Source organism: Fretibacterium sp. (genome assembly GCF_057312375.1).
Map to the genome: position 1 here is coordinate 26,279 of NZ_DBHLDX010000015.1, position 9,942 is coordinate 36,220.

General features: G+C 65.2%; 10 protein-coding genes. 3 read left to right on the forward strand and 7 right to left on the reverse strand.

All coding sequences use genetic code 11. The annotated features are described in order from the left end of the window. Nucleotides 1-99 precede the first annotated feature (99 nt). Nucleotides 100-1,824 (reverse strand): [FeFe] hydrogenase, group A, encoded by a 1,725-nt coding sequence (locus ACO41U_RS04030; protein ID WP_485941788.1) that lies wholly within the window; start codon nucleotides 1,822-1,824, stop codon nucleotides 100-102. Further along, nucleotides 1,818-3,650 (reverse strand): NAD(P)-binding protein, encoded by a 1,833-nt coding sequence (locus tag ACO41U_RS04035; protein WP_485941790.1) that lies wholly within the window; start codon nucleotides 3,648-3,650, stop codon nucleotides 1,818-1,820. Before ACO41U_RS04035 ends, ACO41U_RS04030 begins: the two co-directional genes overlap by 7 nt. A gap of 335 nt (nucleotides 3,651-3,985) precedes the next feature. Between ACO41U_RS04035 and ACO41U_RS04040 the strand changes: the two genes are divergently transcribed. Genes ACO41U_RS04040 through ACO41U_RS04050 form a run of 3 tightly spaced genes read left to right on the forward strand, consistent with a single transcriptional unit; the run spans nucleotide 3,986 to nucleotide 6,367 of the window. Continuing rightward, complete coding sequence (locus ACO41U_RS04040; protein ID WP_485941792.1) at nucleotides 3,986-5,020, forward strand: ABC transporter substrate-binding protein; 1,035 nt, start codon at nucleotides 3,986-3,988, stop codon at nucleotides 5,018-5,020. Then, entirely contained in the window at nucleotides 5,010-5,768 is a 759-nt protein-coding gene (locus ACO41U_RS04045) for an ABC transporter permease (protein ID WP_485941794.1), read from the forward strand. The genes ACO41U_RS04040 and ACO41U_RS04045 overlap by 11 nt, the downstream gene beginning before the upstream one ends. Continuing rightward, on the forward strand, nucleotides 5,765-6,367 hold the full coding sequence (locus ACO41U_RS04050) for an ABC transporter ATP-binding protein (RefSeq protein WP_485941796.1): 603 nt from the start codon (nucleotides 5,765-5,767) through the stop codon (nucleotides 6,365-6,367). The genes ACO41U_RS04045 and ACO41U_RS04050 overlap by 4 nt, the downstream gene beginning before the upstream one ends. 64 nt (nucleotides 6,368-6,431) lie before the next feature. On the opposite strand, the gene ACO41U_RS04055 is transcribed toward ACO41U_RS04050, so the two are convergent. The 5 genes from ACO41U_RS04055 to ACO41U_RS04075 all read right to left on the reverse strand — a co-directional run. Next, nucleotides 6,432-6,719: a YerC/YecD family TrpR-related protein gene (locus ACO41U_RS04055; RefSeq protein WP_298780623.1), complete on the reverse strand. Its 288-nt coding sequence runs from the start codon at nucleotides 6,717-6,719 to the stop codon at nucleotides 6,432-6,434. A gap of 178 nt (nucleotides 6,720-6,897) precedes the next feature. Beyond that, nucleotides 6,898-8,064 carry a M48 family metalloprotease gene (locus ACO41U_RS04060; RefSeq protein ID WP_485941799.1) on the reverse strand — a complete coding sequence of 389 codons (1,167 nt, stop codon included), beginning with the start codon at nucleotides 8,062-8,064 and terminating at the stop codon, nucleotides 6,898-6,900. Beyond that, nucleotides 8,061-8,522, reverse strand: a complete 462-nt coding sequence (gene flgN / locus ACO41U_RS04065) for a flagellar export chaperone FlgN (protein WP_485941801.1) — start codon at nucleotides 8,520-8,522, stop codon at nucleotides 8,061-8,063. Before flgN ends, ACO41U_RS04060 begins: the two co-directional genes overlap by 4 nt. Then, a complete protein-coding gene (fliS, locus tag ACO41U_RS04070) occupies nucleotides 8,512-9,063 on the reverse strand; it encodes a flagellar export chaperone FliS (RefSeq protein ID WP_298780618.1) in 552 nt (183 codons plus the stop codon). Before fliS ends, flgN begins: the two co-directional genes overlap by 11 nt. A 216-nt stretch (nucleotides 9,064-9,279) precedes the next feature. Further along, the coding region (locus ACO41U_RS04075) for an NAD(P)/FAD-dependent oxidoreductase (protein WP_485941803.1) at nucleotides 9,280-9,942 on the reverse strand (663 nt) is incomplete at its 5' end.

Sequence of the window (9,942 nt, forward strand, 5' to 3'; positions counted from 1 at the left end):
CCGCGGCCCTTCCGCTTTTTTGACGTTTTTGGACGCGGCGCGCTGCCGTGTGGGTTGGCCGGCAGTGCGCCGCCGCCGGCTCGTTGACCGGGCCTCAGCCTACCACAGCTCCCAACGAGCCTGGTCGGTGTGCAGCAGGTGGTGCGAACGCTCGCTGAGGGGCTTGCCCAGGTAGTCGTCGTAGCACTGCACGATGGAGGGGTTCTCGTGGGAGAAGCGGATGGGGGCCTTTTGGTCCAGGTTCAGCAGCAGGCGTCCGCGCTCCTCTCCCATCTCGATCCCGTCGTGGATGGGCTGGCCGCCGCCGCCGGCGCACCCCGTTGGGCAGGCCATCATCTCGACGAAGTCGTACCGGACCTCCCGGTTTCGGATGGCCTCGCAGAGCTGGCGCACGTTCTTCAGCCCGTGGGCCACGGCGACGTTCAGCGACCGGCCCGCGATGTCGAACCGGGCTTCCTGCCAGCTTCCCTTGTAGTTGCGCACCCCCTGGAAGGCGTCCGGGTCCGGGTTCTTGCCCGTGACGAGGAAGTAAGCGCTGCGCAGAGCGGCCTCCATGACGCCGCCCGTGGTCCCGAAGATCACGCCTGCGCCGCTTCCGAGGCCGAGGGGCAGGTCGAACTCCTCCTCCTCCAAAGATCTCAGGTCGATGCTCTCCGACCGCAGCAGGCGATCCAGCTCGCGGACGGTCAGGACGACGTCCACGTCGCGCACGCCGGACCCGTTCATCACGGAAACGCCGCACTCGTACTTCTTTGCCGTACACGGCATGAAGGAAACGTTGTAGATGCGGCCCGGCTCGACGTTCAGGATCTTCGCGTACCAGGACTTCAGGATGGCGCCGAACATCTGCTGGGGGGACTTGGCGCTGGAGAGCAGGGGGACCAAGTCCGAGTACTCCATCTTGGCGAAGCGCACCCATCCCGGACAGCAGGAGGTGAAGAGGGGGAAGCGCTCGGCCGGAGCGTCCTTCAGCATTTGGACGAACTCGCTGCCCTCCTCCATGATGGTGAGGTCCGCCGAGAAGTCCGTGTCGAAGACATAGTCGAAGCCGATGGCTCGGAGCGCCGCGACCAGACGGTTTGCACTGGCCTCCTCGTGTGTGAGGCCCAGCGCCTCGCCCCAGGAGGAGCGGACGGCGGGCGCCAGGGAGGCGACGACGATCTTGTCGCGGTCCGCCAGCGCGTGCAGGACCTCCTTCGTGTCGTCGCGCTCGTAGAGGGCTCCCACGGGGCAGTGGGTGATGCACTGGCCGCAGATGCTGCAGCTGGCCTCGGTGATGGTCTTGTTGCCGGAGCAGTCCACCGTGGTTCGAGAGCCCGTTTTGGAGAGGTCCCAGACGTGCATGTCCTGAATCTTGTCGCACACCTGAACGCAGCGCATACATTTAATGCACTTCTGCGCGTCGCGGATGAGGGGGAAGCTCGTGTCCCACTTGAAGTCCGGCTGGTCCTCGTGGTAGGGCGAGGTCAGGATGCCTAGGTCGTTGGCGATGGTCTGCAGGGCGCAGTTGCCGGACCGCGTACATTCGGCGCAGCGCGCGTTGTGCTGAGAGAGCAGGAGCTCCACGTTGACGCGGCGGGCCTGGCGAACCTTTGGGGTGTTCGTTCGGATGACCATGCCCTCCTCGGCCGCGTTGTTGCACGCGGGGACCAGCTTCTCCAATCCCTCGACCTCTACGGCACAGACGCGGCAGGCTCCGATCTCGTTGAGCCCCTTCAAAAAGCACAGGTGCGGGATCGCGATGTGGTTCATCTGGGCGGCCTCCAGGATCGTCGTTCCCTCGGGGACCTGAATCGCCTTGTCGTTGATCGTGACGTTTACCATTTCAGCTGACGGCCTCCTTTGAAAACTCCAAATCCGTAGTGGTCGCAGCGCAGGCAGCGGTGGGACTCCTGTTGGGCCTCCTCAAGGCTCATGCCGCACTCCACCTTCTCAAAGTCCCCAACGCGCTCCGGAACGGGACGTTCCCGCAGGTTCACGCGGCCGCAGGGCGTCCTGTTGTGGGGCGCGGGCGTTGGGATGTCCACCGGAACCTGAATGACGTGGTGGAAGCCCAGGTACTCGTCGATGTTGGCCGCAGCGACCTTGCCCGCGGCGATGGCCCGGATGACGGTAGCCGGCCCGGAAACGCAGTCCCCGCCGGCGAAGATGCCTGGCATACCGGACACCTCCTCGCTGTCTAGGGAGGCAATGCTTCCCCTTCGGACGGCCACGCCCTCCTTTTCAAACTCCTTGGACTCGATGCCTTGTCCCACGGCCACGATCAGGAGGTCGCAGTCCAGGCGCGTCGGCTCGGTGCTCGCGGGCCGCGGGGTGGGACGACCGCCCTTGATGGCGCTGATCATCTGCTGCTGAATCCACAGGGCCTTCGCATGTCCAGCCTCGTCCACCTCGACGCGCAGGGGCGTCGCCAGCTCGTAGATTTGGCAGCCCTCGACCTCCGTGGCCTCGACCTCCTCGGCCAGCGCCGTCATGTCCGCCTTGCGCCGGCGGTAGACCATGTCCACGTTCCTGGCGCCAAGGCGCAGCGCGGACCGCGCGCAATCCATGGCCACGTTGCCGCCGCCGATGACCACCACGTCCCTGCCCTTCAGGTCCGGATAGTCGTTGTCGCCGATCCGGCGCAGGATGGAAACGGCGGAAACGACGCCCTTTGCGTCCTCGCCCGGTATGTCGAGGGGCTTGTCGATGTGGGCACCGATGGCGATGTAGACGGCGTCGAACTCGCCGCGCAGTTTTTCGAGCGGGTAGTCCGGTCCGATGGAGGTTTCCAGGTGGACCTTGACCCCCGCGGAGAGCAGCGCCTCGATCTCGCCGTCCAGCGCCTCGCGCGGCAGGCGGTAAGCGGGGATGCCGTAGCGCAGCATGCCGCCCAGGTGCTTCCTCTGCTCGAATATCTCCGGCTCGTGTCCCATCAGGGCGAGGTAGTAGGCCGCCGTGATGCCGCTGGGGCCGCCGCCCACGATGGCCACCCGCTTGCCCGTGCCGGGGGCCTTCTTCTCGATGGGGACCTCCCCCGCGTGCTCCACCGCATAAAGCTTCAGGCCTCGGATGTTTATGGAGTCGTCCACCATGTTGCGGCGGCAGCGCCGCTCGCAGGGGTGCTCGCAGACCATGGCGCAGACGGTGGGGAAGGGGTTGTCCTTCCGGATGAGGCGGACGGCGTCCTGGTAGCGCTCCGCGGCGACGAGGGCCACGTAGCCCGGAACGTCCACGTGGGCGGGGCAGAGCGAAACGCAGGGCACCGGCTGCGAGAGCCCGAAGGTGCATCGCCCCTTGGTGACGTGCTCCACGTAGTCGTCGCGGAACCCACGGACCCCCTTCAGGACCATGGAGGCGGCTTCAAACCCGATGGCGCAGTCTGCGGAGTCGTAGATGGCCTCCGCCGTGCGCTCGATCAGGCCGATGGTGTCCAGCGTCCCCCGGCCGTCCAGGATGTCCTCGATGAGGCGCTCAAGCTGCGGCAGCCCCACCCGGCAGGGAACGCACTTGCCGCAGGTCTGTGCGGCGCAGAGCTTCAGAAAGCTGCTGGCCAGGTCCAGCGGACAGATCCCAGGCGGGCTTGCGATGATCCGGCGTTCGAGGTCCTTGTAGAGGGACTCGACCGTCGCCTGGGCCTGGTTGTTCGTGATGATGCTGAGACGACTCAAAACGATCACTCCCTTACCGTTGGCGTTGCGAAATTATGGAACGGATTCCTGCCTTCAGCGCGTCGCGAAATTCCTGTTGGATCGGTATAATAATTTTAAGGAAGGACAGAATTAGCAGGTATCGGTACGGCGGATCAGCAGCGCCCTCGGTGTGCGGACGATGCGCTCATCGGGGAAGAACGCTCGATAGAGTGAGTTAAAATAGATTAAACTCTGTTAATCCTGTTCCCTTAAAATAAAAAATGATTTAAAAGGTGTTGAGGTTTTTATATTATAGCAAAAATTATAGCAAAGACCGCAGGAAAAAATTCTGAAGAGAAATGGAGGAAGTTTCAATGAAGTGGAAAGTTTCGATGAAACACGGGGCGGAAATGGGATTTTTTGCGTGGGCTCGTGCCTTGGCGGGGCTCTTCGCCGCTGTCGCGGTCCTTGCCCCGCTGCTCGCAGCTCCCGCGCTGGGGGCTGAGGTGGGAGGGGAGGGGGTCGTTCGGGTCCTCTGCCTCAAGGGGCCGACGGGCATGGGGCTCGCCAGGCTCATGGAGGAGGCGGAGGCGGGACGGACGGAGAACCGATACGAGTTTCAGCTCGCTGCCTCGCCGGAGGACCTGACGGCGCGCTTCGTCCAGGGGGCTGCGGACATCGTGGCCATGCCCTCCAACATGGCCGCGATCCTGTGGAACAGGACGCAGGGCGGCGTGCGGGTCCTCTCCGCCAGCACGCTGGGAGTGCTGGCCATCGTCGAGAAAGGGGACGCGATCCACGGCATGGGGGACCTGAGGGGCAGAACGATACTGGCGTCGGGCCGCGGTGCCTCCCCGGAGTACGTGCTGAACTTCCTCTTGAGGTCGAACGGCCTGGAGCCGGGGACGGACTGTAAGGTCGAGTGGCTCAGCGAACACGCTGCCGTCGTCGCAGGCCTCGCCGCGGGGAAGGGGGACGCGGCCCTGCTGCCGCATCCCTTCGTCGAGGTCGCCGCGATGAAGGTGAAGGGGCTGAGGGAGGCGCTGGACCTGACGGAGGAGTGGCGACGGCTTGACCTGGGCTCCGAGCTGGTGATGGCCGTCAACGCGGCGGGCCGGGACTACGTGGACTCCCACGATGCGGAGGTGGCGGCCTTCCTGAGCGAGGCTCGGTCGTCCGCGGAGTGGGTCAACACGCACCCGGCGGAGGCCGCGCGCCTTATCGTGAAGCACGGGGTCCTGGAGAACGCGGGAATCGCGGAGCGGGCCATTCCCCGCTGCAGCATCACGGCCCTTGCGGGAACGGAGATGCAGAGGGCGCTGAGCGGATACCTCAAAGTGTTGTTCGACGCCGACCCAAGGTCCGTAGGCGGCGTCCTGCCGGACGAAACCTTCTACTATGCCCGATAGGAGGCCCCTCCGCCGGGTTGCCTCCCTCCTGCTCTTCCTGGCGGTCTGGCAGGCGCTGGCCCTCCGCTTCTCGGAGGGGATCGCCGTCGCCGCGCCGTCGGACGCGCTGCGCGCCCTCCTGCGCCTCGCGCACACCGGGGCCTTCTGGAGCGCCCTCGCCTCCTCGGCGGCGCACGTCATGGGCGGCCTCCTGCTGGCGCTGCTTGCGGCGTCGCCCGCCGCCGCGCTCTGTTTCTACTCCGGGACCGCGGAGTTCCTCATAGCCCCCTTCCTCACCTTCATGAAGAGCGTGCCCATCGCCGCCGTCGCCATCCTGCTCCTCATCCTGTTCTCAAGCGGCGGCATCGCGCTGGCCGTGGTCGTCGTCGTGGCGTTCCCCATCCTCTGCACGGCGCTTTTGGCGGGCGTCCGGGCCGCCGACGCGAAGCTCGTCGAGATGGCCAGGGTCTTTCGCTGGAGCGGGCTCAAGCAATGGCGCTGGCTGTTCCTGCCTGCGGCTCGGCCCCACCTGGAGGGTGCGCTCCGCCTCTCCGCCGGGATGGCCTGGAAGGCCGGCGTCGCGGCGGAGGTCATCGGCGTCCCGCCCGACAGCATCGGCGAGGCGCTTTACAGGGCGAAGGTCTTCCTGGCGACGGACGAGCTCTTCGCGTGGGCCGCCGTCATCATGCTCCTTGGGGCGGCGGCGGAGCGGCTGTCCCTGCTGGCGCTGTCCCTCTTCTACCGGCTGCTGCGGATGGGCGACCGATGAGGGACGTGGAGGTACGGGGACTCTCGAAGTCTTTTGGAGGAAGGACGCTGTTCAAGGGCCTGAACCTGACGTTCCGAGCGGGGGAGATCACCGTGCTGGCGGGGGAGAACGGGGTGGGCAAGACGACGCTCCTCCGTATGATGCTGGGGCTGGAGCGGCCGGACTCGGGGGAAATATTGGGGTTGCCCGACGCCCGGTCGGCTCTCTTTCAGGAGGACCGCCTGCTGCCGGACCTGTCTGCCGCGTGGAACGTGGCCCTGGGCTGCCGGCGTCCGCCTCCGCGAGAGGAGGTCCTGCGCGCGCTGGCTGCGGTGGGGCTGAGGGAGAGCGCCGACGTTCCCGCAAGGGAGCTATCGGGCGGGATGGCGCGGCGCACGGCCCTGGTGCGGGCGCTGATGGCGCCAGGGGAGTTGGTGCTGCTGGACGAGCCCTTCAGCGGGCTGGATGGGGTGAACCTCCGTCGCGCGGCCGACTTTATTCAGGCCGCCCGCAGAGGGCGCACGCTGATCGCCGTCGTACACGGCGCGGACGCGGAAGCGGTGCTCGGGGGGCGCTTTCTCCGTCTGGAGCCCGCCGGCGTTGCCGAAGGGACGGAGTGAAGAGATAACGCAAAGGGGCTTCGCGCAACGCGCGAAGCCCCTTTGCCGTCCGTTCCCGGTGCGGTTACTTCTGCGTCCGCTCCAGGACGACGTTATAGCCTCCCGTGCCGTAGTCAAGACACTTCTTTACCCGGCTGATCGTCGCGGTGCTCGCCCCCGTCTGCTGGGCAATCTGGGGATAGGTCTTGGACTCCTTAAGCAGACGAGCCACCTCAAGCCTTTGAGAGAGGGCCTTGAGCTCGCTGATCGTGGCAACGTCCTCCAGGAAATCGTAAACCTCCTCCTGCGTCTTGAGCGTCAAAAACGCATCGCAAAGCTGATCCGTAAGCGTATCCTTCCAGTTACCCGACATGCAGCAGCATCTCCTTCCACGATAATGCACTACGGCACACGACCATTTTAGAGAAGTATACCGTAAAGGACGGTGAAAATGCAAATCTTTATTGCAACTTAGGCAGAACCGTTTCGTGCCGGAGCTCAGGTCGTCAAAAAGGAGCCCCCGAACGGACGCTCCTTTTAACGATAGATATTCACTGAAAATACTTTGCCGACGGGGACTTTCGGCGGGCCGCGTTCAGCGCGATCAGCAGCTTTTCGCGGAAGCCGTCCACGCCGTCCATCCCCTCCGTGGGGCTGGCCAGCAGATGGTTGCCGACGTACAGGGCGTCCCCGACCAGGTGGAGGTCGTAGGGGGGAAGCTCCAACTGAAGGTCGGCGTCGAGGGCTTCCTTGGCTTTCGTCAGGGCCTCGCGCGTCGCCAGCGTCTTTTTGCCTCCCCACACGGGCAGGCCGTCAACGGTGAGGTCGATCCGGTCTTTTGCCTCCTGAAAGCCGGTCCTGAGGAGCCCCAGGGAGTACTTTCGGCGCACGGGGATCCCGCGCTCCCGGAGCGTCTTCAGGACGGCCTCAAGACGCCGCTTGGAGGTGGGGTGGTCCATGTAGATGCCGTAGTCGCGGATGGGCTGTCGCAGGTCCTGGTCCATGAACTTCTCGATCAGGGTCACCATCCCCGTGGGAGAGTAGTAGCCCGATGCGATGAGGGCTTCCAGCCCCAGACGGTCCGCCTCCGTCTCCAGCTCTATGGAGTAGGCGTTCGTGATGGCGAGCTGTGCGACCTGCGCCAGGATGATGGGCGCTCCGGCCCCGCCGCTCAGGAGCATCACGGCCAGCGCGGCGAGCGAAACCTTGTTGGCCTCAGCCGCCATGCGCAGGCTGTGCTTGCGGTCCGCGTGGCTCATCTCGTGGGCCATCACCGCCGCGATCTCGGAGTCCGTGTTCAGGAGGTCCAGGAGGCCCGAAGTGAAGAAGATGAAGCCGCCGGGCAGACAGAAGGCGTTGAGTGCCTCCGTCTTCACCAGGCGGATCTCGTAGGGGATGCGGCGCTGCATGTGGGGTTCCAGTCGGTTCAGGATCATGGTGAGCCGTGCGATGGCGGCGGGGTTGGATTCCAGCGGCCACTGCCGCTCGATCTCTTCGAGGGCCCTGCGCCCGATGGCTCGCTCCTTCTCCAGGTCGGGGTCGTCGAAGACGTCTTTGGACGCGGCCGTCTGCGGCTGAAGGACCGCAGCGTTGCGGCTTTCGCTCTTGGGCTTGGGCTTTGCGGCGGAGAGGGCCGGGGTGGGCGCGAGGGCTTCCAGGGCGAGGGTGAGCAGGAGGAGGCGGCAGAGGCCGCGCTTCAAGGCCCTTGAGTGCGTCATTGGAATGCCCCTCCCATCCGTTCGTAACTAGCCGCCACGGAGCGCCCCTTCGCCATGGAGGCCAGCTGCTCCCGCAGTCCGGCGGAGTAGCGCTCCAGCAGGCGCTTGGACTCGTCCTCGGCCTTCATGAGATCCTCCGCCGCATCGCGGGCCTCGTCCAGCATGGCAGACACCGCGCGGTCGTCGGGAAAGAGGGCTCGAAAGCGCTCCCAGAAACCCTCCGTGCCGTCTGGCCCGGCAATCCCGGCAGAGCCAAGGAGGTCCCCCCAGGAGTCCGCCAGAAGCTGGAGGCGGGCGATGACGCCATCCTTTTCCTGAAGGATCTGCAGCAGCTCCTCCATGTCCTCGTTGAGGACGATGGCTTCCTGTTCACGGGAAACCATCGTCCTCAACGTCTTATACAACTGAATCTCCTGTGTCAGCAGGCTCTTTGCGTCGCGGAGGAGGTTAGCCGGCAAGGTTGACCCCACCCGCCTTTCGGGGCGGGAGCGTGGGGGCGGCCGTTCCAGGTTTGGCCGGCGTTTCCGCGCCCGGCGTCCCCGTGCCCTGAAGCTCCGCCAGGGCGTTCTTCAGGTCCTCGTCCTCCGGGTGGGCGGCCTGATACTCCTGCAGCAGCTTGACCAGAGCGTCCTCCCAGGCGGTCTTCAGCTCCTCCAGCATCGTGCGCACGGTGCGCAGGTTCTCCGGCTCCTTCTTGATGTTTGCGTCCACCAGAAGCTGGTACATGTAATCGTAGAGGCGCATCAGCCCCTGGGCCATCTCGCCGCCCCGCTCCGTGTTCAGCGTCACCATGAGCTCGCGGATGACCTCCTGGGCCCGAATGATCTCACGGTTGGCCACGCTCAGGTCCTTTTCGGACTCGTCGCCCGTCAGAGCCGCCTCCGCCATGCGGCAGGCCTTGATGCCGATGTCGTAGGTGATCAGCAGGAGCTGTTCCTTCGTCGCCGTCGATATCTGCGTTGCCTGATAGGCAAAATGTGCGTTGTTCCTGTTTTCCATAGGCGATATCCCTCCTGGTAATGATTGTCGGCCGTTCGGGAGAGAATTTTTACTCTTTGCCCCCGTCTTTCGCACGGGATGGACCGGGCAACCTGCCGTCTTCCGCCGGACGCGTTGAGGAAACACTGGCCAGGTGGTTGAGGACGGTCAACCGTATTATGGTCTCCCAAAAATCCGCGGCCTCCTGCAGGAGGCCGCGGAGGACTTTGGCGTGTGCTACAGGGCGTTCTTCAGCTCCGCCTCGGAGGCGACCGTCGTCACCTTGACGACCTTGCCCTTGCTGAGCTCGACCACCGCGGGCATCTTGGCGGTGACCTCCAGCTTGTCCGCCATGAGGGAGTTGCGATAGCCGTCGATGACGGGGATCTTGACGCCGCGGGCCTTGGCCTCGGCCTCTGCGGCGTTGGAGAGCTTCGCCTGCTTCTCGTCGATGCTGGAGTAGAAGAAGGCCTTGACGTGATCCGGCTCCAGGAGCGTGGAGCGCAGGTGCACCTGCTCGTTGATGTAGGCGGAGGCCGCCATGGCGGCGACAGAGCCGTCGGCGGCGGCGGTGATGACCTGGCGCAGGTACTTGCTGCGGACGTCGCCCGCGGCGAAGATCCCCTCCACGGAGGTCTCCATGTGGTCGTTCGTGATGATCCAGCCGCCCTTCTCGGCCTTCACCAGTCCCCGCACGCATTCGTCGTCTGGGGCCTGCCCCACGAACATGAAGACGCCGGAAACGGCCAGATTGGAAACCTCGCCGGTCTTGACGTTCTTCAGGACCAGGTTTTCCACCATGCCGTCGCCCTCGATCTTCTCGACGACGCTGTTCCAGACGGGGACGATCTTGGGGTTGGAGAGCGCCTGGGCGATGGCCGCGCGGTCGGCGCGGAACTC